This is a genomic window from Nonomuraea sp. NEAU-A123, assembly GCF_018603905.1.
Classification (GTDB): Bacteria; Actinomycetota; Actinomycetes; order Streptosporangiales; family Streptosporangiaceae; genus Nonomuraea.
In genome coordinates this window covers 42,078-64,011 of record NZ_JAHFZZ010000030.1, presented here as the reverse complement: position 1 = coordinate 64,011, position 21,934 = coordinate 42,078, and the positions used below count along the sequence as shown (strand labels likewise).

The following is a 21,934-nucleotide window of genomic DNA, read 5'->3' as shown; positions in this document are numbered from 1 at the left end:
CTGCCCGCTCACGTGACCTTTCCGCGGGCCCGGAAGGCCGCGGTCTTGACCCGGTTCTGGCAGGCGGTGGAGCAGAAGCGGCGCGTGCCGTTGCGTGACACGTCCACGTAGACCCGGTCGCAGTGCGGCGCCGTGCACACGCCGAGCCGGTCGGAGAACTCGCCGCCGAGCACGATCGCGAGCCCGGTGGCGCAGCTCGCCGCCCAGTCACCGGCCAGGGTGCCGCCCGTGCCGTGGAAGTGGAGGTGCCATGGCTCGCCGTCGTGCCGCTGGAGCATCGGCCGGGCGCGCGACTCGTCGAGCAGGCTGTTGATCTGAGTCGCCGCCGTGTCGATGTCGTCATCCGCGACGGCCTGGAAGACCGCGCGCAGGCGCGCCGCGATCTCGGCGTACTCGCCCGCCTCCGCCTCGGTCACCTCGGGATGAGTGGGGTACATGGCGCGGAGCACCTCGGTGGCGGTGGCGGCCAGATCGCGTGGTGCCGGCCAGGGGCGCCCCCGGCTCTCGCCCGGGGTCAGCGCGTTGACCACCGACACGGCGACTCTCACGACCGCGTCCGTGTGACTGTTGAAGTTCACTTGACCAGTTACATCCTATGCTTTAGCGTGTGACTGTCTAAAGCTTAAACGATGGTCACAAGGAGACGACGTGCTCACTCACGAGATCGCACTCGACTGGATCACGCGCTGGGACCGGCAGCAGGAGGGCTACCTGCCCGACCGTGAGGAGCGCTTCACCGCGCTGATCGACGCCGTCGAGGCGCTGGGCCGCCCCGACCCGCTGGTCATCGACCTCGGCTGCGGGCCGGGTTCGCTGTCCGCCCGCCTCCTGGAGCGGCTGCCCAAGGCCACGGTGATCCCAGTCGATGCCGACCCGCTGCTGCTCGGTCTCGGCCGGGCGGCGTACCCGCAGCTCGGCTTCGTCGACGTGGACCTGCGGACGCCGGGCTGGACGGAGTCCCTGCGCCTGGACCGCCCGGCCGATGTCGCGGTGAGCACCACCGCGCTGCACTGGCTGGCCGTACCGGATCTCCGGAAGTTGTACGCCGACCTGGTCACCGTGCTGCGGCCGGGCGGGCTGCTGCTCAACGGCGACCACTTCGACTCCGACGACGACGCCACCCCGGCCATCGCCCGTCTCGAACGCGCCATCCACGACCGCCACACCGACCGGGTGTTCGCGGGCGACCGCCCGGAGGACTGGCGGCAGTGGTGGGACGCGATCGCCACCGAGCCCGCCTTCACCGAGCTCAACGACGCCCGTACCGCTCGCACCACCGCGGGCGCGGCCCACAGCGGCACCGAGTCCGGCCTGCTGTCCCAGCACGTCGAGGCCCTGCGCCAGGCGGGCTTCGCCGAGGTCGGCACCCTGTGGCAGCGCGGCAACAACCGCCTCCTCTGCGCGGTCCGCACCTGATGCCCGGCCGGGTCAGGCCAGGTGGTGGAGGCGGGTGAGGGGGAGTGACTGGGCCGGGGCCAGGCCGACCGGGTGGCCGTCGACCAGTACGGCGGAGCCGTCCCGGGGGACGTGGACGTGTGGCACCGCGGAGTTGCGGACCATGTGCGCGCGGGTGAGTCCGCGCGCGCCGGACACCGCCGCGTAGCCGACGCCGGACACCAGGGACTGCCTGGCCCGGGTGTCGTTCAGTGCCTCGGCCGCGACGAAGACGGTGGCCAGTGACCGGGGCGCGCCGCCGGTGCCGCCGAAGAAGGGCCGGTAGCGGCGCGGCTGGGCCAGCCGGGTCGAGCCGGTGCCCGCCCCGCTCACCCCCCACGCGACGAAGCCGGACTTGAGGACCAGCTCCGGCTTGGCCCCGAACCAGGCCGGATGCCAGAGCACCAGGTCGGCCAGCTTGCCGGGCGCGATGCTGCCCACGTCGTGGGCCAGGCCGTGCGCGATGGCCGGGTTCACGGTCACCTTGGCCAGGAAGCGCAGCACGCGTTCGTTGTCGGCGCCCGCCGTGCCGCCCAGCTGCGCCTTGGCCTGGGCGGCGAGCTGCCAGGTGCGCCGCAGGGTCTCCCCGACGCGGCCCATCCCCATCGCGTCGGAGTTGATGATGCTGACCGCGCCCATGTCGTGCAGCGCGTTCTCCGCGGCGATGGCGTGCGCGCGGATCCGGCTGCGGGTGGTCTCGACGTCGCCGGGCGACAGCGACTGCTGGCGGTGCACGGTCATGGTCATCGGGAACAGCTCGTCCACGGTGTTGACCGTGTACGGGATCGTCGGCGTGGTCGAGGACGGCAGCACGTGCGCGTGGGCCAGGATCTCCAGCAGGTCGGGGTGACCGCCGCCGCCCTCCACGTGATAGGCGTGCACGGTCCGGCCCCGGGTCGCCGAGAGGGTGTCGGACAGCAGGCCGGACTCGTTCAGCGAGTCGGTGTGCAGGGCCACCGGCACGTCGAGCTGGTCGGCGACGGACAGGCAGGTGTCGACCACCGTCGGCTGGGCGCCGAAGTCCTCGTGCACCTTGAACCCACCCGCGCCGGCCAGCAGCGCCTGCTCCAGCAGGGCCGGCTCGGTGGCCGACCCGCGGGACAGGAAGGCGACGTTCAGCGGTACGTCACGCCACGCCTCGACCATGAGCCGCAGGTGCCGCCCGGGGTTGACGCCGACGTCCCAGGCACCGCCGACACCCATGCCGACGATCGTGGTGACGCCCGCGGACAACGCCCCGTCCAGCAGCGCCGGGCTGGACAGGTGGACGTGTGAGTCGACCGCGCCGGGGGTGGCGATCAGCCCTTCGGCCGGGATGATCGTGGTGTGCGGGCCCACGATCAGGTCGAGGTCGCTCACCGCGTCCGGGCTGCCGGCCCGGCCCACGGCCACGACCCGCCCGTCCTTGACGCCGATGTTGGTCTTGCGGACCCCGAGCAGCGGGTCGAGCAGCAGCACGTTGCTCACCAGCAGGTCGAGCTGCGAGTCGCCGGGCCGGCTGGTGGCCAGCAGGCCCTCGCGCACGGTCTTGCCGCACCCGCCGAGCAGCTCGTCCCCGGGCTCGGTGTCGTCGTGCTCCACCTCGACCACGAGGCCGGTGTCGGCCAGCCGTACCCGGTCGCCCGTGGTGGGGCCGTACAACACGGCGTAGGTGGCGCGGTCCATGGTGCTCACGTGCTCTCCTCCAGCAGCAGGCGGGGCGCGCTGGCCTTGCCGCCCAGCGCGACCAGCCGTACGTGCCGGGTCTCCCCCGGCGGGAACTCCACGTTGCTGCCCGCGGGCACGTCCAGCCGGAAGCCGGTGGCCGCCGCCCGGTCGAACCGCAACGCCTGGTTGACCTCCCAGAACGGGTAGTGCGACGACACGCGTACGGTCACCTCGGCGCTGTTGGTCACCGGGAGCTCGATGCACGGGCGATCGGCGTTGAGCGTGATCAGCGGTGTGGCGACCATGACCGCGCCGGGTGAGTCCCCGTCCGGGGCACCGAGGGGATCCTCGATGACGACCAGCGCGGTGCCGGTGGGGAACAGCGCCTCGACCTCGACGTGCCGGACCAGGGCGCGGACGCCGGGCAGCGCGTCGTGCGCGGCCACCGCCTCCTGCCCGGCGGTGATCGCCCCGGCCATCGACGTACCGGACCAGGCCGCTTCCAGCACCTCGTCGGTGATCAGCGCGACGACCTCGGGGGCGGACAGCGGCTGTCCCCGGGACCGTCGTCTGCGGGCCAGTTCGGCGGCGGTGAAGACGGTCAGCCGGTCCTGTTCCGCGGGTGTCAGATGCATTCCTCAGCGCCCCTTCACGAGAGTGCCCCTGCGAATCGTGCGCCACGAGTGGGGCAGGCGCCAGACGGGGGCTCTGTACGGCCGGCCCTGCCGCGGCGGGCGTCGCTGCGATGCTAGGCCCGCCCGACATGCCCGAACCATGGTCGCGTGCACCGGGCAGATGTCCGGTTGATGTGCAACTGCTCATCGCCTGCCCTCCGCATCTGACAGAAAAACTCAGCAAGACCGCCGAAAAGCCGCAGGTAAGATGCACGAATGTTGACCGATGACATCACCGAGCAGCTGGTTCGGCAGGCCGGCGAGCGGCTGCTGGCTCGCCGGGACGAGCTCGCCGATGTCGTCAACGGCCACATCGTGCACTCCGTGCCGAGCTACCTGACCCTCGTTCCCCGGGAGGATCTGGCCGCCAGTGGCCGCAACGTGCTCGACATCGTGCTCGACGCGCTCATCGGCCGCCCGCTGTCGGAGAGCGCCACGGCCCGCGCGTTCGCGGTCGGCCGCCGCCGGCTGCGTCAGGGCGTGCCGCTGGAGGACGTCCTGCGTGCCATCCGGATGGACTTCACCGTGGTCTGGAACGCGCTGACCAGCGAGGCGCAGCCGGCCGAGCACGCGGCCGCGGTCATCGCCACCGGCGCGCTGCGCGTCTGGGCGGCGCTGGACGACGCCATGACCGCGATCACCCAGGGATACCGGCATGAGGAGGTGGCGCTGGACCGTGAGCGGATGGCCCGCCGCGCCCAGGCGTTCACCGCGCTCGCCTACGCCACCGAGCCGTCCGCGCGCCTGGTCTCCGACGCCGCCGAGGCCCTGCAACTGCCGCCCGACCGGCGGCTGCTGGTGATGGCCGCCCGGCTGCCCGAGGAGATCGCGCACCGGCTGGAGATGCGCTGGCGCGCGCTCGGCGCACCCGCGCATGTCATCCCGCTCGGCCTGGACATGGTCGGGGTGACGCTCTGGTCCGCCCAGGCACGTACGGAGCTGGACCAACTGGTCGCCGGGCACCCCGAGCGGGTCGCGGCGGTCGCCCCGATGACCCCCGACCTGTACGCCTTCCCGTCCGGCACCTCGCTGGCCAGGGCCGCCCTGCGCGGAGCCGACGGCGGCCGGGTGCACGACTCGCGCGAGCTGGTCATCGAGACGCTGCTGTCCGACCAGGTGGGCGCGGCCCGCACGCTGGCCCTCGGCGTGCTGGCTCCGGTGCTCGCCCTGCCCGAGAGCGAGCGCGAGCGGCTGCTGGAGACGCTGCACGGCTGGCTGGAGACCGACGGGACGACGGCCCAGGTGGCCCGGCGGCTGTACCGGCACCGCAACACCGTGATCAACCATCTCCGCCGGGTCGAGCAGCTCTGCGACCTCTCGCTCACCCGGCCCAGGGACGCGGCGATCCTGGTGGTGGCGCTCAAAGCGCTGCGGTACCGGGACACTCCGCAGGCCGCCGGACAGCACGCGGCATCCCCCGCGACCCAGCCCGACGGGCCCTCCTTCCCGCGCTGATGTGCGTTCGCCCAAGCGGGCGCGCCCGACGGCGGGCAGTCATCCATTGCTCACGCCGACCCCTCTCGACCAGGCTTTGCCATGCGGGAGGTCGGCGGCCTGACGGCCGAGCACGGTAAGCGGGTCCCCGGACCCGCCACCCATCACGTCACCCCCGCGCGGACCCGATCCCCGATCCGGCGGGAACCCCGGCCCGGCGGCGACCGTGGCCGACTCCGAATCACTCAGCGCTGGAGGCAGCATGCGCCCGATCGAGATACGCAACGTCATCGACGGCGAACCGGCGGAAGCGGCCGACGGGGCCCGGATGGACCTCGTCGACCCCAGCACGGGCACGGTGTACGGCACCGCCCCGCGCTCCGGGGCCGCCGACGTCGACCGGGCGGTGGCCGCCGCGGCGGCGGCGCTGCCCGGATGGAGCACCACCACGCCCGGCGAGCGGCAGCGGGCCCTGCTGCGCATCGCCGACGCGATCGAGGAGCACGCGGAGGAGCTGCTGGAGGCCGAGGTACGCGGCACCGGCAAGCCGCGCGAGACCACCCGTGTCATCGAGGTGCTGCGCAGCGCCGACCAGTTCCGCTTCTTCGCGGGCGCCGCCCGGCTGCTCAACGCCCCCGCGGGCGGCGAGTACGCCGAAGGCCACACCGCACACGTCAGGCGGGAGCCGATCGGGGTCGTGGCCGCGATCGTGCCGTGGAACTACCCGCTGATGATGGCCGTCTGGAAGCTCGCGCCCGCACTGGCCGCGGGCAACACCGTGGTCCTCAAGCCGGCCGACACCACCCCGGCCACGGCCGCGCTGCTGGGCCGGCTGTGCGCCGCCGTACTGCCGCCCGGCGTGGTCAACGTGGTCTGCGGCGACCGGGACACCGGCCGGCTGCTGGTGGCGCACCCGCGCCCGGACATGATCGCCTTCACCGGCAGCACCCGCGCGGGCTCGGAGATCACCGCCGCCTCGGCGCCGACGCTGAAGAACCTCCACCTGGAGCTGGGCGGCAAGGCCCCGGCGATCGTCTTCGACGACGTGGACGTGGCCCGCACCGCCCGCGCGCTGGCCGACGCCGCCTTCTTCAACGCCGGCCAGGACTGCACCGCCGTCACCCGGGTGCTGGTCCAGGACACGGTGCACGACGCGCTGGTGACGGCGCTGGCCGACGCCGCCCGTGACACCCGGGTCGGGCCGCCGGAGGACACCGCCGCGTTCCTCGGCCCGCTGAACAGCGCCGCCCAGCTTGAGCGGGTGAGCGGCTTCGTGGACGGGCTGCCCGGACACGCGCGGGTGGTCGGCGGCGGCAAGCGGCTGCCCGGCGACGGCTACTTCTACGCGCCCACCGTGGTCGCCGGTGTGCGGCAGGACGACGCGATCGTCCAGCAGGAGGTCTTCGGCCCGGTGGTGACCGTCCAGCCGTTCGGCTCCGAGGAGGAGGCGCTGGCGCTGGCCAACGGGGTGGAGTACGGGCTGGCCTCCAGCCTCTGGACCAACGACCACGGCAGGGCCACGCGGGTCTCGGCCCGGCTGGACTTCGGCGCCGTGTGGATCAACTGCCACCAGGTGATCCTCGCCGAGCTGCCGCACGGCGGCTTCAAGAAATCCGGCAACGGCAAGGACCTCTCGCAGCTCGGCTTCGAGGACTACACCCGGCTCAAGTACGTCATGACCAGCACCAACACCGACCCGGCCTGACCCGCGCACCTTCTGGGAGATCCACGTGGCACCACTATCCGCATCGGGCCGGCGCGCCGCGATCCTGGCCACCGCCGTCCTGCTGACCACCAGCGCCTGCGCGGGGAACGCCGCCGGGAAGCCGGGTGACGGCCCCATCCCGGTGGCCTCGATCCTCGACCTCACCGGCCCGCTGAGCATCTACGGCACACCGAAGTCGAACGTGGCCAAGTTGGCCGTCGACGACATCAACGCCTCCGGCGGCGTGCTCGGCCGCAAGCTCAAGCTCGTCGCGTACGACTCGCAGTCGCAGACGGACAAGAACGTCGAGTACGCCGGCCAGGCGGCCACCAAGGACGAGGCCGCGGTCGTGATGGGCGGCATCACCAGCGCCTCCCGCGAGGCCATGCGCCCCGCGCTGCAGCGCACGCGGACCCTGTACTTCTACAACAGCCTCTACGAGGGCGGCGTCTGCGACCGCAACCAGGTGATCACCGGCGAGACGGCCTCGCAGTTCCTCGACCCGCTGATCAACTACGCGGCCGCCAACCTCGGCAAGAAGATGTACGTCGTGGCCGCGGACTACAACTACGGCCGCATCTCCACGCAGTGGATCCAGAAGTACGCCGCCCAGTACGGCGCCAAGGTCGTCGGCACGGACTTCGTCTCGCTGGACAGCGGCGACTTCGGCGCCGTGCTGAACAACATCCAGCGCGAGGCCCCCGACGTGGTGGTGTCGGTCCTGGTCGGCTCGAACCACGTGCCGTTCTACCGCGAGTTCGCGGCCAAGGGGCTGGGTGCCAAGATCAAGATTGTCTCGCCGTCCTTCGGGCTCGGCAACGAGCAGGAGATCCTCAGCCCGGCGGAGGCCAAGGGCATCGTCACCTCCTACAACTACTACCAGGAGCTCGACAACCCGGCGAACAAGGCGTTCCGCGAGAAGTACGCGGCCGCCTACGGCGCCAAGCACGCCTACATCACCGACCTGGCCGTCTCCGAGTGGAACGGCTGGCACCTGTGGGCCGAGGCGGTGCGCAAGGCCGGCAGCCTCGACCGCGACAAGGTGCTCAAAGTGATCGAGTCCGGCACCCTGTCCATCGACTCGCCGTCCGGGACCATCAAGGTCGACGGGCCGACGCACCACGTCACCGAGGACATCACCCTGGCCACGGTCAACGACAAGCGCGGGTTCGACCTGCTCAAGACCTTCCCCGCGCAGCCGCCGCAGTACGAGAAGACCGTCTGCGACCTGGTACGGAACCCGACACTGAACCGGGCCTTCACCCCCGCGTAGCGGACCGCAGGACCGCGGGTCCCCCGCTGGATGGAGCACTATGCCACTCGACTACCTGGCGAACGCCGGGACCAACATCCTGTTCGACGTCGCCACCCTGGTCCTCGTCTCGCTCGGCCTGTCCATCGTGTTCGGCATGATGGGCGTGATCAACATGGCGCACGGCGAGTTCATCATGATCGGCGCCTTCACCGTCGTCCTCGCCGTACGGCAGGGCGTCCCGCTCTGGGCGGCCATGGTGGCCGGTCCGGTCGTCACCGGCCTGGTCGGCGTCGTGACGGAGCGCCTGCTGATCCGCCGCCTGTACGGCAAGCGGATCGAGGGCACGCTGCTGGCCACGTTCGGTCTCGGGCTGATCCTGCAGCAGGGCGCCACCCTGCTGCTGGGCAGCAGCCCGGAGGGCATCGCCACCCCGCTCGGCAGCTTCTCGCTCGGGCGGTACTCGATCGGCTGGTACAGCCTGGTCATCGTGGCCGCCGCCCTGGCGCTGGTCGGGCTGGTGCTCCTGCTGTTCCTGCGGACCCGCTACGGACTGCTGGCCCGCGCCACGATGCAGAACCGGGCGATGGCCGCCAACCTCGGGATCGACACCTCCCGCATCAACATGCTCACCTTCGGGCTCGGCTCCGCCCTGGCCGGTGCCGCCGGCGCGCTGCTCGCGCCGGTCGTGGCGGTGGTACCCACGATGGGCATCCCGCTGATCTCCTCGGCGTTCATCACCGTGGTGCTCGGCGGGCCGGCCGTGGTCACCGGCACGGCGGCCTCCGCCGGGCTGCTCGGGCTGGTCCGCCAGGTGGTCACCCTGCTGTCCACGCCGCTGCTCGGCACGGCCGCCCTGCTGGTGGCCGCGACCGTGATCCTGCGTCTGCTGCCGGGCGGTATCTCCGGCCGTTACCGAAGGACGACCCTGTGACTTTCACCCGCCTGGTCTCCAGCACTCCGGGCATCCTGGTCATCACCGCCGTGGCGGCGCTGGCCGCGGGCGCCGGGAGCATCGCGCAGGTGCAGCAGCTCACCACCTGGACCGTGTACGGCCTGCTCGCGCTCAGCCTGGTCCTGGTCTGGGGCAAGGCCGGCATCTTCAGCTTCGCCCAGGGTGCGCTGTTCGGCATCGGCGCCTACGCGTACGGCGTGGCGGGGGCGAACCTGCTGCCGGTGACCGGCGAGTCGTTCTCCGCGCTGCTCGTCGGGGCGGTGTGCGGCGGGCTCGCGGCCGCGCTGATCGGGTACTTCGTGTTCTACGGCCGGCTCGGCGAGCTGCCTGTCGCGGTGGTGACGCTGGCCTTCTCGCTGCTGCTGCTGACCGTGATGAGCAGCCTGTCCGACCCGAGCTACCGCATCGGGGTCGCGGTCCTGGGCGGGTACAACGGGCTCGGCGCACCCGTGCTCACCGCGCCGGGGGCGCCCGACGGGCTGACCATTCCGGCCACGTTCTACCTGGTCGTCGGGGTGACCGCGCTGGTCGCGGTCGGTCTGCGCCGGCTGCTGGGCCGCCCGTTCGGCCGGATCGTGCTGGCCACCGCGCGCAACGAGGGCCGCACCGAGCTGATGGGCTTCGACCCCCGGCGGGTCCGGCTCCAGGCGTTCACGCTGGGCGGCGTGGTGGCGGGCCTGGCCGGCGCCCTGTACGCGGCCAGCGCGCTCTATGTCGACCCGTCGGTGTTCGGGCTGGCCCAGTCCGCGCTGGTGGTGGTCTGGGTGCTGGTCGGCGGGCGCGGTTCGCTGCTCGGCGGCCTGGCCGGGGTCGCCATGATCGAGCCGCTCACCTCGGCGCTGGGCGGCAGCGGCGGAGACCTCGGGCCGATCATCCTGGGCGCGGTGCTCATCGTCATGGTGCTCCTGCTGCCCTCAGGCGTGGTGCCCGCGCTCATCTCCCTGGTCCGCCGCCGCCGGGCCGGGCACGCCGACGAGGCCGCTCCGGTGCTCGCCGTCGAAGGTCCGCCGCCATTGCCGCTCGACGGGCGTCCCCCCGCCACGCTGGCCACCCATGACCTGGTGAAGCGGTTCGGTGGGCTGCTCGCCACCGACCACGTCTCGCTGGAGTTCGAGCCGACGCGGGCGCACTCCATCGTGGGTCCCAACGGCGCCGGCAAGAGCACCCTGTTCTCCCTGCTGGTCGGCGCCAACCGGCCCACCGAGGGGACGGTCTGGCTGGACGGCGCCGACATCACCCGGCGCTCCACCTTCCAGCGGGCCAGGCTGGGCCTCGGCATCAAGCGGCAGGTGCCCAGCGTCTACCTGGACTCCACCGTGCTGGAGAACCTGTGGGTCTGCGCCTACGCCGACTGCCGATCGGTGCCCGAGTCCGACCGCAGGGCCAGGGAGATGGCGGACTGGCTGGGGCTGTCCGGCCGCTCGGCGGACCTGGCCGCCGAGCTGGCGCACGGCCACCGCCAGCTCCTGGAGATCGGCATGGTGCTGGCGGCCCGGCCCCGGGTCGTCCTGCTGGACGAACCGACGGCGGGTATGACCAGGGAGGAGACCCACCTCATCGCCGAAGTCGTGCGGACCCTGGCCGCCTACTGCACGGTGGTGGTGGTCGAGCACGACATGGAGTTCATCCGCGAGGTCGGCGCCCCGGTGACCGTCCTGCACAAGGGCGCGGTCTTCGCCCAGGGCACCATCGACGAGATCCGCGCCGACGAGCGCGTGCTGAGCATCTACCTGGGGCGGGCGCATGTTGAGGCTTCATGAGATCACCAGCGGCTACGGCTCGACCCAGGTCCTGCACGGCATCTCGTACGAGGTGCCGGCGGGAGAGGTCGCCGTGCTGCTGGGGCGCAACGGGGTGGGCAAGACGACCCTGCTCCAGACGATCATGGGCCAGCTACCGCTCCGGCAGGGCACCCTCACACTGGGCGAGCAGGACATCGGCCGGCTGCCCACGCACGAGCGGGCCCGGCTCGGCCTGGCCTACGTTCCGCAGGGCCGCGAGATCTTCCCCGGGCTGAGCGTGCTGCAGAACCTGCGGGTGGCCGTGCTGGGCACCAAGCGGCGGGAGTGGCGGCAGCGGCTGGACCGGATCCTGGCGGACTTCCCGCTGCTCGCGGACAAGCTGAACGACTCGGGCCGGAGCCTGAGCGGCGGCCAGCAGCAGGTGCTGGCCATCGCCCGCGCGCTGATCACCGAGCCTCGGGTGCTGCTGCTCGACGAGCCCTCGGAGGGCATCCAGCCGTCCATCGTGGTGGAGATCGCCGAGCTGCTGGTCTCCGTGGCCGGGGAGCGGGGCATCGCGGTCCTCGTGGCCGAGCAGAACCTCGACTTCGTCGCCCACGTGACCCCCTCGGTCAACGTGATCGACAAGGGCCGGCTGGTGGCCCAGGTGCCGGTCGAGGAGCTGCTGAACACCGCCGAACTCCAGCACAAGTACCTGGGCGTCTAACCACATGGGAGAAGAAATGAGCCGTACCCCGGTCGAAGAGGCCGTTTCCCGGTATTTCGCGGCGATCGCCGCCCGCGACGCGGCTGCGTGGGCCGCCAACTTCGCGCCCGACGGGCAGAGCGAGGACCCCGTCGGCGGCGAGCCGGTACGCGGGCGGGCCGCGTTGCAGGCCTTCCAGCAGGGCATCTTCGACGCGTTCCCGGTGATGGTGCTCACCCCCGTCGAGCACTACTGGGGCGGCTCGCAGGCCGCGGTGAAGTGGACCTGCCACGTCGAGTCCGATACGGCCGCCGCCGACTTCTCCGGGATCAACACCTACGAGGTCGACGAGAGTGGCGCCATCACCCGCCAGAAGGCGTTCTGGGACCTCGCGGCGGTCCAGCGCGACCTCGCTTAGCCCCAGACCTCCCGAGCCGTCTCGACGATCAGGGCCAGCTTGGCGAACTGCTCGTCAGCGGTGAGCACGTTGCCCTCGACCGTGGAGGAGAAGCCGCACTGCGGGGACAGGCAGAGCTGGTCCAGGTCGATGAACTTGGCGGCCTCGTCGATGCGCCGCTTGAGCGCGTCCTTGGACTCCAGCTCGCCGCGCTTGGTGGTGACCAGGCCGAGCACCACCATCTTGCCCGGCGGCACGAAGCGCAGGGGTTCGAAGCCGCCGGAGCGCTCGTCGTCGAACTCCAGGAAGAACCCGTCCACGGCCAGCTCGCCGAACAGCGCCTCGGCCACGAAGTCGTAGGCGCCGGAGGCGGCCCAGGAGGAGCGGAAGTTGCCGCGGCACATGTGCGTGGTGATCGCCATGCCCTCGGGCTTGGCCGCGAGCGCGATGTTGATCTGCTTGATGTAACGCAGGTGCATGTGCTCGCCGTCGTCGCCGCGCTCGGCGAGCTCCGCCCGCTGCGCCGGGTCGTTGAGGTAGGCCAGGCTGGTGTCGTCGAACTGCAGGTAGGTGCAGCCCAGCTCGCCGATCCTGCGGACCTGCTCGGCGTAGGCGGCGCTGAGGTCGCTCCAGAACTCCTCGACGTCGGGGTAGACGTCCGGATCGATGGAGGCGGGCCCGCCCCGGTAGTGGACCATGCTGGGCGAGGGGATGGTCAGCTTGGGCACCGCCGTGGTCACGGTGTCGCGCAGGAACCTGAAGTGGTCGGCGAAGATCGGCTCGTCCAGCCTGATCTTGTCGTGCACCCGCATCGCCGCAGGGGTGAACTCGAGATCGCCCTGCTCATTGTGGAAGCGGACCGTGATGTGCTCGCCGGTCGCCTGGCCGATGCCGCCGAGCTGGTAGATGAAGTCCATGTGCCAGGAGGCCCGGCGGAACTCTCCATCGGTCGCCGCCTGCAGGCCGAGCTCCTCCTGCCTGCGTACGACCTCGCGGATCGCCTCGTCCTCCACCTCGCGCAGCGCCTCGCCGGTGAGACTCTCACGGGCGCGGAGCAGGGCGGGCGGCCGCAGCAGGCTGCCGACATGGTCTGCGCGGAAAGGGGGTGAGGTGCGCATGTGGATCACCTTCTCTTGAGCGTCGTACGCCCCAAGTTAGGCCACTGTGCAACGGCTGTCACCGTTCTGCCCAACGTCCTCCCGATCACAATGTTGGGCACTCTATTGACAGGCGTAAAAAGCCTGCCTACATTCAGGGCCACATTCGCGGTCCAGGAGGTCCTGATGCGCAGGCTTCTCCCGTCCCTGGCCTGTCTCGTTCTCGCCACGGCCGCCTGCGGCAGTGGCGGATCGGGCGCCCAAGACCCCATCAAAGTGGGCCTCATCGTCTCGCTGACCGGCAACTACACCCCGCTCGGCAGCGAGGACAAGAAGGCCGTCGAGCTGGCCGTCGAACAGATCAACAACGGGGGCGGCCTGCTGGGCCGCAAGGTGGAGCTCGTCGCCCGCGACGACAAGACCGCACCGGACCAGGGCATCGTGGCCTACAACCAGATCAAGGGCGAGATCGACGCGCTGATCGGCCCGGTCTTCTCCAACTCGGCGCTGGCGATCGAGCCTCTGGCGCAGCGGGACAAGATGCCGTACCTGTCGCTGGCGCCCGCCCAGGAGCAGGTCGAGCCGGTCAAGTCGTACGTCTTCGTCACGCCCGCGCTGTCCAGCATGTACGCCGAGCGCTACCTGCAGTACATCCAGGCCACCGGCCTCAAGACGATCGCGGTCGCCTACGACTCCAAGAGCGCCTACTCCGTCTCCGGCCACAAGGCCATGGTCGCGCTCGCCCCGAAGTACGGCGTGACCCTAGCCGTGGACGAGTCGTACGAGACCACGACCTCCGACTTCAGCCCGCTCTTCACCCACGTACGCGGCTCCGCGGCCGAGGCGCTGGTCTTCTGGGGCTCCGGCGCGCCCGGCGTCACCGCCGCCAAGCAGTACGCCGCCGCGGGGCTGAAGGTGCCGCTGTTCCTGACCGCGTCCCAGGCCAGCAAGCTCTGGCTGGAGCCGATGGGCGCCGCGGCCGAGGGGATGACCGTGCAGAGCGCCATCGGCGTGGTGGGCGAGCAGTTACCCGACGGCAAGCAGAAGCAGGTCATCGAGCAGATGGCCAAGCCGTACCAGCAGAAACACGGCTACCCGCCACCGCAGTTCGCGCAGGACGGCTACAGCGCGAGCCTGCTGCTGTTCGAGGCGATCAAGAAGGCGGGGGGCACCGACAAGGCCAAGGTCCAGCAGGCGCTGGAGACCATGGACCTGGTCACGCCGAATGGCCGGTTCCGTTACTCCCCCACCGACCATTCCGGGCTCTCCCCCGAGTACATCTCGGTCAACACCGTGAAGAACGGTCAGTTCATCACCACGTCCTGGGCCAAGGCGCAGCTCGCCAAGACCGTGGCCGCGGAGTAGCGGTGCTGACGGTCACCGGGATCTCGCGCTCCTTCGGAGGCGTCTACGCTGTCGGCGACGTCTCGCTGAGCGTCGCCGACGGCGAGGTGTGCGGGGTCATCGGGCCCAACGGCGCCGGTAAGTCCACGCTGTTCAACCTCATCACCGGCCATCTGCCGGCGGACCGGGGCGAGATCACCTTTCTCGGGCGCCGGGTCGAGCGGCTGCCGCCGCATCGGCGGGCCCGGCTCGGCATGTCCATCGTCTTCCAGGGCGCCCGGGTGTTCCGCGGCATGACGGTCAGGGAGAACGTCATGGTCGGGATGCACAGCCGCACCCGGGCCGGGTTCGTCGCGGCGGCGCTGCGGCTGCCGCGGCATCGCGCCGACGAGCGCGAGATCGCCCGTGAGGCGGATCTCGCCCTCGACCGGGTGGGGCTGGCCGAGTGGGCGGACCGGGCCGCCGACCAGCTCCCGATCGGCCAGCAGCGGGCGCTGCAACTGGCCCGCGCCCTGTGCGCGCGGCCCAGGCTGCTGCTGCTCGACGAGCCCGCGTCCGGTCTGCGAGGCGGCGAGCGCGAACGGCTCGCGGCCCTGGTCGAGGAGCTGCGCGCGAGCGGGCTGACCATCCTGCTCATCGAGCACGACGTCGCGTTCGTGACCCGGCTCGCCGACCGCGTGGTCGTCCTCGACCTCGGGCGGGTCATCGCGGACGGCTCTCCGGCCGAAATACGCGCGGATCCGCTCGTACTCGCCGCCTATCTCGGACAGGCTTCATGATCGACGTCTCCGACCTGGTCGTCTCGTACGGCGCGGCCACCGCGCTCGACCACGTCACGCTCTCGGTGGCGCGCGGCGAGATGGTCGCGCTGCTCGGCCCGAACGGCGCGGGCAAGTCGACGCTGGCCAACACCTTGGCGGGCCTCCTCACCCCGGCGTCCGGCACCGTGCGGATCGGCGGCCGGCTGGCGCTCATCCCGGAGGGCCGCCAGGTATTTCCGGATTTGTCGGTCGCCGACAACCTCGCCCTCGGCGGCTGGCGCTCCGGCCTGCGCGACCCCTCCTCCGTCTACCGGCTGCTGCCCCAGCTCGCCGAGCTGTCCCGCAGGCGCGCGGGCGTGCTGTCCGGCGGCGAACAGCAGATGGTGGCCTTCGGCCAGGCCCTGATGTCGCGGCCCGACGTGCTCGTGGTCGACGAGCTGTCGCTGGGGCTCGCGCCGCTGCTCACCGCGAAGCTGGCGGGTCACCTGGTCGAGCTCAACCGGACGCTGGGCCTGACGGTGCTGCTCATCGAGCAGAATGCGCGGCTGGCCTTCGAGCTGTGCGAGCGCGCGTACGTCCTGGAGTCCGCCCGCGTGGTGGCCGAGGGCGAGTGCGCCGAGCTGGCCGACGACCCGCGCGTGGCCGGCGCGTACCTGGGTGGGGCGATCACATGAGCGCGTTCATCGGTTACCTGCTCAACGGTCTGGCCGTCGGGTGCGCGATCGCGCTCATCGCCAGCGGGCTGGTCACCATCTACCGGGTCACCGGGGTGGTCAACTTCGCCCAGGGCACCTTCGCCGTCGTCGCCGGGCTCTGCACCTCCTCGCTGCTCGGGCTCGGGGTCCCCCACGGGGTCAGCGAGGTCGCCGCCGTCCTGGTCGCCGCGCTCGCGGGGCTGCTGACCGGTCTGGCCGCCACCGGCAAACGGGACACCACCCCGCTGTCGTCGCTCATCATCACGCTCGGCGTGGGCGTCCTCGCCTACGCCGTCGAGATCGTCCTGTGGGGCGACCAGCCGCGCTCGGCCCCCGGCCTGGCCGGCTCCGTGACCATCGCCGGGGCTCGTGTCCAGACCCAGCACCTGCTCGTCATCTCCGTCACCGCGGCGACGTTCGTCCTGCTCGTCCTCTTCTTCGGCCGTACCTACCTGGGCAAGGCGCTGACCGCGTGCGCCTCCAACCCCTACGCCGCCCGCGTGATCGGCATCGACACCCGGCTGATGGGCCTGCTGGCCTTCGCCCTGGGCGGACTGCTCGGCGGCATCGCCGGAGTGCTGGTCACGCCGCTGCGGCCCATCTCGTTCGACACCGACGTCACGCTCATCGTCAACGGCTTCGCCGCCGCCGTGTTCGGCGGGCTCACCCGTCCGGCCGTCGCGCTCGGCGGCGCGCTGCTGCTCGGCGTCGCCGAGACCATGGCCGCGGGGTACGGGTACGGGTCTCACCAACTGGAGGTCGCCCTGGGTCTCATGCTCGTGGTCATGGTCGTACAGGCGAGCCGCCGATCGACCATCCACCAGGAGGCGGTGTGAAACGGCTGGCCGGTGGGCTGCTGATCGCCGCCGTCACGCTCGCCCTGCCCGCCGTACTGGACGACAGCTCGCTGGCCGTGTACATCCTGCTCGGCCTGGCGGCCATGGTCACGGTCGGGGTCTCCCTGCTCATGGGATACGCCGGGCAGGTCTCGCTCGGCCAGGGCGCCTTCTACGCCATCGGCGCCTACACCGCCGCCCTGCTCGCGCTGAACGGTGTCCCTCCCCTGATCGGGCTGATCGCCGCCCCCGTCGCGGCGGCCGCGTTCGCCCTCGTGATCGGCACGCCGCTGTTGCGGCTCCGCGGCCACCACCTGGCCTTCGCCACCCTGGCCATGCAGCTCATCCTGCTCTCCCTGGCCGGGCAGCTGGACGTCACCGGCGGCGACATCGGGCTGCAGGCCATCCCCCAGTTCGGCATCGGCTCGTTCGAGGCGGGCAGCGCGTCCGCGTACGCCTACCTGACGTGGGCGGGCCTGGCGCTGGTGATGCTCGTGACGCACAACGTGATCACCTCCCGGCCGGGCCGGGCCCTGCGCGCCCTGGCCACCAGCGAGACCGCCGCCGCCTCCGCCGGCATCCCGGTCGGCCGCTACAAGCTCGTCGTCTTCGCGCTGTCGGCCGCCTTCGCCGGCCTGGCGGGCGGCATCTACTGCTTCTACACCGGGTACGTCGCGCCGGGGTCGTTCCCCGTGCTCATCTCGATCCAGTACATCGTCATGGCCGTCGTCGGCGGGCTGGGCACGATCTGGGGAGCCGTCGTCGGGGCCACCGCGATCACGCTGCTGGTGCAGGGGCTCGACAGGGTCGCGAGCCTGCCGGGGATGCCGTCGTACGCGCCGAGCGTGCTGTCGTACGCGGTCTACGCGCTCGTCCTCATCCTCGTCGTCCTTTTCCTGCCCCGCGGGCTGCTGCCCACGTTCACCCGGGCACGATGGAGATTGTTTTCCGGCAGGCGTGCTGATCTGGAATACAAGTGAACCTTTAAAGGGGCGCGCTGCGTACTTCGTGGCAATCGACTTTCCGGAGACGGCCATGAAAATCCGCCACCTGGTCATTTTCTTCGCACTTTCCGGCGTCGCCGCATGTAATGGCGGCGAACCCGAACAACCGGCTTTCGTCGGTGGCACGCTGCCCTCTCCCACAGCCTTCGCCCCGATCCCCCAGACCGAGGCCAAGCGCATTCTCGACCAGTACGAGAGCCTGGCGAAGCAGGCGAACTGGAAGGCCGCGGAAGCCGGACTCTCGTTGCAACTGACCAACGCCGACAACCGGGTGAACGCGCTGCTCGGCGAACGACCGGAGAAGCGACCCGCCATCACCAACCCGCGGTTCGCGATTCCGCCGAGTGGCGCCTGGTTCCTGGCCGAGTACAAGACCGGGTCGAACTGGACACAATTGATCTTCCAGAAGACCGCCGAGGGATGGCGTGTGGTCTCCGGCTCCGTGGCCCGGCCCCCCGCCATCGCGACGGACCCCAACGGTCTGGCCACCGCCCTGAACGTGGACCAGCGCGGCGGCCTGGCCGTCTCTCCCCGGGAGGCGGCCGAGACGCACACGCGCCTGATGAGCACACTCGGCGAGGACGCGGCTGCCAAGCAGATGTTCGCCTCCGGCGACTACACCACCGAGCTCGTCGCCGGCCTGCGCAGCGACCGGCAGAAGGCGCGGGGCCAGTGGACGCTGAAATACCAGCCGCAGCTCGTACCGGAGATCTTCGCGCTCGAGACGTCGGACGGTGGCGCCGTGGTCTGGTACGGCGTGCGCCAGCAGGACACCTACACCGCCCGCCCCGGCGCGGCGGAGCTGAGGCTGACGCAGCGCGGATGGGCGGCGCTGAGTCGCAACGCGTTCTACAAGTCCAAGGTCACCATGAAGAGCGGAGCCATTTACGTCGCGGTCATTCCTCCGTCGTCCGGAAAGGTGCGGGTCATCAGTCAATGGTTCTCGCCGTTCAGCATCAACGGATCATGAACTCAGCGCTTCGATCAGCCGCCCGCGCAGGATTTCCAGCGCGGCGATCTTCTCCTCCACATCGGTGAGCTTCCGGGCGATGACCCGCGCGCTGTCGGGACAGATGGGACCGTCGGGGAGGCCCTCACCGAGGCAGGGCAGAAAGGCCCGGAGATCATTGGCGGTAAGGCCGAGCGAAAGCAGCGCCTTGATAGTGCCCACCTGGGCGACGGCCGCCTCGTCATATTCCCGGTAACCGTTCGGCGCCCGCCGGGGGTGTAGCAGACCCTCCTGCTCGTAATAGCGCAGCGCCTTGATGGTGGTGCCTGCCTTGCCGGCCAGCTCTCCGATCAGCATTTCCTCACCCAGACGCGCTCAGCCCACCGTCGACCCGGATGACCGTACCGTTGAGATAACCGCCTTCCGGCTGTACCGCGTTCACGATCCACCAGGCGATCTCCTCCGGCCGCGCGACCCGTCCCAACGGAATCCGGGCCCGAAGGGACTCTCCCACGGCGGCGATCTGCTCAGCCGAGAAACCGGCATTGCTGAGCACCGGCGTCGACGTCACCCCCGGCGCCACGGACACGACCCGAATGCCGCGCTGCGCGAGTTCGACCGCCCACGTGTGGGTCAGGAAGTCGAGGGCCACCTTCGTGGACCCGTAAATCGAATTGTTCGCCCAGCCGTAGTGCGGCGGGTTGGACGTGACGTTGACGATGGTGCCCCCGTTCTCCAGGTACGGCAGCGCGCGTTGGGTGAGGAACACCGGTCCCAGCAGGTTCGTGGCGAGCTGCTCCTCGGCGACCTTCCTGTCGATCGCCTCAAGGGCCGCCGGACGGGTGATGGCGGCATTGTTGACCAGTGCATCGATCCGGCCGAACGCGTCGAGCGCGGCGGCCACGATGGCCTCCGGGCCGTCCGGCGCGGCGACGTCGGCCACGAACGTCCTGATGCCGGGACCTTCCTCGGCGGCTGCCGCCAGAGTCTCAGCCGTACGTCCGACGATGAGGACATCGGCGCCCGCGGCGGCGAAGCGCCGCGCCGTGGCCCGGCCTATCCCGGTACCGCCACCAGTGATGAGCACGGCCCGGCCGTGAAGGGTGTCTTCCATGGGCGAGACGCTAAACCCGGCCCCTGGGGTCAAGGTCAAGTGCGGAGCCCGCTCGTACGGGTTTGCGGCTGCAGCAAAACGTGTGCTATAGTCTGAAACGTTGCAGTTGTGGTACCCATAAAGACTTGTGCGCACCTGACCTAGCATGATGTTCAGGTGCGTTTTTTGTTTGCCGGTCATCTCCGGATGGGCTCATCAAAGCGACACAGGATCCGTAAAGTGCGGATCCCGTATCTGCAACCATCAGAAGGAGATCGATATGGCATCTGGCACCGTGAAGTGGTTCAACTCGGAAAAGGGCTTCGGCTTCATCGCGCAGGACGGCGGCGGCGCCGACGTCTTCGCCCACTACTCCAACATCATTGCCAATGGCGGCTACCGTGAGCTGACCGAGGGCCAGAAGGTGGCCTTCGACGTCGTCCAGGGCCAGAAGGGCCCGCAGGCGGAGAACATCGTTCCCGCCTGATCACGGCGCATGCCTTAGGTCAGGGCCCGCATCCGTTCGGATGCGGGCCCTGACTGCGTTCAGACGCCGTATCGTGCGACAATTGTCCTGGTCAGGCCGCTTCAATCTCCCCCCGTGAGCAAGCCGATGGAGAGGGACGGCCATGGACATCAGGCCGCAGGCGGTTGTCATCCCGAAGGAGACCGACCGGCTGGAGCAGGGGAAGTACGGCCCCGTCTACCCGCGCAGTCCGGCATGTTACGGGTTCACCGTCATCGCGAAGGTCAAACCAGGCCGGGCCGATGCCATGCGAGAGTACGGCTACGCGCTCGCCAAGGCCCTGGAAAGCGATCCGTATCTCCTCGCGCCGCTCAAGCTGCACTACCTGCGCTGGGTGCTCTTCGACGACGACACGCGCTTCATGTATCAGGGGATCTTCGACACCGACTTCGACAAGTACACCGAGGACGCCATCGCGCTGTTCAGCAAGGCGGGGGTGAGTACGGCCTTCGAGAACCTCGAAGGCTTCCCCGAGGACTGGAAGACCAACCCCGAGGCGTTCATCAAGTTCGTCCGCGAGCATCACTGCCCGAGCTTCATCGAGTACGGCGAGTATCCGTACGTCACCGCGGATGAGATCAAAAAGGCTCTGCGGATCAAGAGCGCCCTGTCGGAGATGCTCGACCAACTGCAGTGAGAGCCGCCAGCGCCACCCGGAGGCGAGATGAGCGAGTTCAGAACGGCGCGCACCTACAACCAGAACCACGTACCGCGTCCGTACACGCCCGGCCGGCGGCGGTTGAGCATCTACGTCGCATGGAGCTATCCAGCCGAGGCGGGCCGGAACCCGGCCGAGCTGGACAACCGGTTCTCCACGATGACCGAAGTGCGCCGCGTGACCTGGCCGGCCTACGAGGACCCGAAATGGTCGGATCCGCTGCGGTTCCAGCAAGGCATCGCGGGCGGGCTGGAGCTGTTCTTCTGGGGCTGGCTGCCTTTCCAGCAGTTCGTCCAGGAGACCACCGGACATCCCGTGCCCGTGTATCAACGCGTCGACCAGGCCGGATTCCACACTCCCCTGGACGAGCGAGTGCTGGCCGACACCGACACGATGTTCGTGTGGGGGCTGGACCACATGATCACCGGGCAGGACGCCGCACCCGGCGAGATCGAGGCGGTGCGTGACTTCCTCACCCGCGAAGGGACCTGCCTGGCCCTGGGGCCGCATCATGACGTCGGCGCGTCGGACGACATGGCGGTGCGCGAGATCGAATATCGGCACCACGGTGACGCGCTGGTGCCCCGCCGGCAACGCTTCGGCAGGTACACCCGATCGCTGATCGCCGGTCTGGGAGTGCCCGTCGAGAACCGCTACGGCCTCCGTCCCGCGGTGACGGAAGGGAAGAAGAGCGCCCCTCTGTCCATCGCCCGGGATCTGGACACCAAGAGGTGGTTGGAGGGCGTGTCCAGCTTCAACTTCCACATGCACCTCCCCCACTACGCCGTGACCACCGACGACCCGAACGTCATCCACGTGCTGGGCAGACAGCCGATCGACCTGTCCAGACCGCATCCCTTCACGGAGGCCGGAAACACCGAGTTCAACATGTTCCTGTGGATGCCGCCCAGCGGTGACCGGGCCGGTGACGTGATCATGGCCGACACCACGATCTTCAGCTCGCTGTTCGGCGTCGACGAAAGCCTGCGCGCCTTCTGGAACAACATCGTCTCGGCGAAGTAGCGCGGGAAGAGCGAATCAGCGGG

Annotated in this window: 23 protein-coding genes; 17 read left to right on the top strand and 6 right to left on the bottom strand. The window is 70.3% G+C overall.

Features of this window, described 5'->3' with window-relative positions; all coding sequences use genetic code 11:
• Positions 1 to 8 precede the first annotated feature (8 nt).
• Positions 9 to 548 (bottom strand): CGNR zinc finger domain-containing protein, encoded by a 540-nt coding sequence (locus KLK06_RS62780; protein ID WP_308168850.1) that lies wholly within the window; start codon positions 546 to 548, stop codon positions 9 to 11.
• 100 nt (positions 549 to 648) lie between these two features.
• Here KLK06_RS62780 and KLK06_RS51705 point away from each other — a divergent pair, with 100 nt between their 5' ends.
• On the top strand, positions 649 to 1,416 hold the full coding sequence (locus tag KLK06_RS51705; RefSeq protein ID WP_214643237.1) for a trans-aconitate 2-methyltransferase: 768 nt from the start codon (positions 649 to 651) through the stop codon (positions 1,414 to 1,416).
• A gap of 12 nt (positions 1,417 to 1,428) precedes the next feature.
• On the opposite strand, the gene KLK06_RS51700 is transcribed toward KLK06_RS51705, so the two are convergent.
• Together KLK06_RS51700 and ureA are read right to left on the bottom strand one after the other, a co-directional pair.
• Complete coding sequence (locus KLK06_RS51700) at positions 1,429 to 3,099, bottom strand: urease subunit alpha (RefSeq protein WP_250907385.1); 1,671 nt, start codon at positions 3,097 to 3,099, stop codon at positions 1,429 to 1,431.
• Between the two features lie 5 nt (positions 3,100 to 3,104).
• Positions 3,105 to 3,716 carry an urease subunit gamma gene (gene ureA / locus KLK06_RS51695; RefSeq protein ID WP_214643235.1) on the bottom strand — a complete coding sequence of 204 codons (612 nt, stop codon included), beginning with the start codon at positions 3,714 to 3,716 and terminating at the stop codon, positions 3,105 to 3,107.
• 255 nt (positions 3,717 to 3,971) lie between these two features.
• On the opposite strand from ureA, the gene KLK06_RS51690 reads away from it, so the two are divergent.
• The 7 genes from KLK06_RS51690 to KLK06_RS51660 all read left to right on the top strand — a co-directional run bounded on the left by KLK06_RS51690 (position 3,972) and on the right by KLK06_RS51660 (position 11,946).
• Positions 3,972 to 5,210 (top strand): CdaR family transcriptional regulator, encoded by a 1,239-nt coding sequence (locus tag KLK06_RS51690; protein ID WP_214643234.1) that lies wholly within the window; start codon positions 3,972 to 3,974, stop codon positions 5,208 to 5,210.
• A gap of 241 nt (positions 5,211 to 5,451) precedes the next feature.
• Positions 5,452 to 6,894: an aminobutyraldehyde dehydrogenase gene (locus KLK06_RS51685; RefSeq protein WP_214643233.1), complete on the top strand. Its 1,443-nt coding sequence runs from the start codon at positions 5,452 to 5,454 to the stop codon at positions 6,892 to 6,894.
• A gap of 25 nt (positions 6,895 to 6,919) precedes the next feature.
• On the top strand, positions 6,920 to 8,167 hold the full coding sequence (locus tag KLK06_RS51680) for an ABC transporter substrate-binding protein (RefSeq protein WP_214643232.1): 1,248 nt from the start codon (positions 6,920 to 6,922) through the stop codon (positions 8,165 to 8,167).
• A gap of 40 nt (positions 8,168 to 8,207) precedes the next feature.
• Positions 8,208 to 9,080 (top strand): urea ABC transporter permease subunit UrtB, encoded by an 873-nt coding sequence (locus tag KLK06_RS51675; protein ID WP_214643231.1) that lies wholly within the window; start codon positions 8,208 to 8,210, stop codon positions 9,078 to 9,080.
• Entirely contained in the window at positions 9,077 to 10,861 is a 1,785-nt protein-coding gene (locus KLK06_RS51670) for an ATP-binding cassette domain-containing protein (RefSeq protein WP_214643230.1), read from the top strand. The genes KLK06_RS51675 and KLK06_RS51670 overlap by 4 nt, the downstream gene beginning before the upstream one ends.
• The gene (locus tag KLK06_RS51665) at positions 10,845 to 11,549 is read left to right on the top strand and encodes an ABC transporter ATP-binding protein (RefSeq protein ID WP_214643229.1); all 705 of its coding nucleotides are present in this window, start codon (positions 10,845 to 10,847) and stop codon (positions 11,547 to 11,549) included. The genes KLK06_RS51670 and KLK06_RS51665 overlap by 17 nt, the downstream gene beginning before the upstream one ends.
• A 16-nt stretch (positions 11,550 to 11,565) precedes the next feature.
• Positions 11,566 to 11,946, top strand: coding sequence for a nuclear transport factor 2 family protein (locus tag KLK06_RS51660; RefSeq protein ID WP_214643228.1), 381 nt, complete (start codon positions 11,566 to 11,568; stop codon positions 11,944 to 11,946).
• Here the strand turns inward: KLK06_RS51660 and KLK06_RS51655 are convergent.
• Positions 11,943 to 13,043: a 5-methyltetrahydropteroyltriglutamate--homocysteine S-methyltransferase gene (locus KLK06_RS51655; RefSeq protein WP_214643227.1), complete on the bottom strand. Its 1,101-nt coding sequence runs from the start codon at positions 13,041 to 13,043 to the stop codon at positions 11,943 to 11,945. The genes KLK06_RS51660 and KLK06_RS51655 overlap by 4 nt on opposite strands.
• A gap of 165 nt (positions 13,044 to 13,208) precedes the next feature.
• Here KLK06_RS51655 and KLK06_RS51650 point away from each other — a divergent pair, with 165 nt between their 5' ends.
• Genes KLK06_RS51650 through KLK06_RS51625 form a run of 6 tightly spaced genes read left to right on the top strand, consistent with a single transcriptional unit; the run spans position 13,209 to position 18,632 of the window.
• The gene (locus KLK06_RS51650) at positions 13,209 to 14,387 is read left to right on the top strand and encodes an ABC transporter substrate-binding protein (protein WP_214643226.1); all 1,179 of its coding nucleotides are present in this window, start codon (positions 13,209 to 13,211) and stop codon (positions 14,385 to 14,387) included.
• Positions 14,388 to 14,389: 2 nt separating this feature from the next.
• Positions 14,390 to 15,145 carry an ABC transporter ATP-binding protein gene (locus tag KLK06_RS51645; RefSeq protein WP_214643225.1) on the top strand — a complete coding sequence of 252 codons (756 nt, stop codon included), beginning with the start codon at positions 14,390 to 14,392 and terminating at the stop codon, positions 15,143 to 15,145.
• Entirely contained in the window at positions 15,142 to 15,801 is a 660-nt protein-coding gene (locus KLK06_RS51640) for an ABC transporter ATP-binding protein (RefSeq protein ID WP_214643224.1), read from the top strand. Before KLK06_RS51645 ends, KLK06_RS51640 begins: the two co-directional genes overlap by 4 nt.
• Positions 15,798 to 16,658, top strand: a complete 861-nt coding sequence (locus KLK06_RS51635; protein WP_214643223.1) for a branched-chain amino acid ABC transporter permease — start codon at positions 15,798 to 15,800, stop codon at positions 16,656 to 16,658. Before KLK06_RS51640 ends, KLK06_RS51635 begins: the two co-directional genes overlap by 4 nt.
• Positions 16,655 to 17,638, top strand: coding sequence for a branched-chain amino acid ABC transporter permease (locus KLK06_RS51630; RefSeq protein ID WP_214643222.1), 984 nt, complete (start codon positions 16,655 to 16,657; stop codon positions 17,636 to 17,638). The genes KLK06_RS51635 and KLK06_RS51630 overlap by 4 nt, the downstream gene beginning before the upstream one ends.
• Positions 17,616 to 18,632 (top strand): hypothetical protein, encoded by a 1,017-nt coding sequence (locus KLK06_RS51625; RefSeq protein ID WP_214643221.1) that lies wholly within the window; start codon positions 17,616 to 17,618, stop codon positions 18,630 to 18,632. The genes KLK06_RS51630 and KLK06_RS51625 overlap by 23 nt, the downstream gene beginning before the upstream one ends.
• On the opposite strand, the gene KLK06_RS51620 is transcribed toward KLK06_RS51625, so the two are convergent.
• Both KLK06_RS51620 and KLK06_RS51615 read right to left on the bottom strand, forming a co-directional pair.
• On the bottom strand, positions 18,627 to 18,968 hold the full coding sequence (locus KLK06_RS51620; protein ID WP_214643220.1) for a MerR family transcriptional regulator: 342 nt from the start codon (positions 18,966 to 18,968) through the stop codon (positions 18,627 to 18,629). The genes KLK06_RS51625 and KLK06_RS51620 overlap by 6 nt on opposite strands.
• A 4-nt stretch (positions 18,969 to 18,972) precedes the next feature.
• Positions 18,973 to 19,725, bottom strand: coding sequence for an SDR family NAD(P)-dependent oxidoreductase (locus KLK06_RS51615; protein WP_214643219.1), 753 nt, complete (start codon positions 19,723 to 19,725; stop codon positions 18,973 to 18,975).
• Between the two features lie 259 nt (positions 19,726 to 19,984).
• Here KLK06_RS51615 and KLK06_RS51610 point away from each other — a divergent pair, with 259 nt between their 5' ends.
• The 3 genes from KLK06_RS51610 (at position 19,985) to KLK06_RS51600 (ending at position 21,911) form a co-directional block, all read left to right on the top strand.
• Positions 19,985 to 20,191 (top strand): cold-shock protein, encoded by a 207-nt coding sequence (locus KLK06_RS51610; protein WP_214643218.1) that lies wholly within the window; start codon positions 19,985 to 19,987, stop codon positions 20,189 to 20,191.
• A gap of 142 nt (positions 20,192 to 20,333) precedes the next feature.
• Positions 20,334 to 20,867, top strand: a complete 534-nt coding sequence (locus KLK06_RS51605; protein ID WP_214643217.1) for a hypothetical protein — start codon at positions 20,334 to 20,336, stop codon at positions 20,865 to 20,867.
• Between the two features lie 27 nt (positions 20,868 to 20,894).
• The gene (locus KLK06_RS51600; protein WP_214643216.1) at positions 20,895 to 21,911 is read left to right on the top strand and encodes a hypothetical protein; all 1,017 of its coding nucleotides are present in this window, start codon (positions 20,895 to 20,897) and stop codon (positions 21,909 to 21,911) included.
• Positions 21,912 to 21,934: the final 23 nt, after the last annotated feature.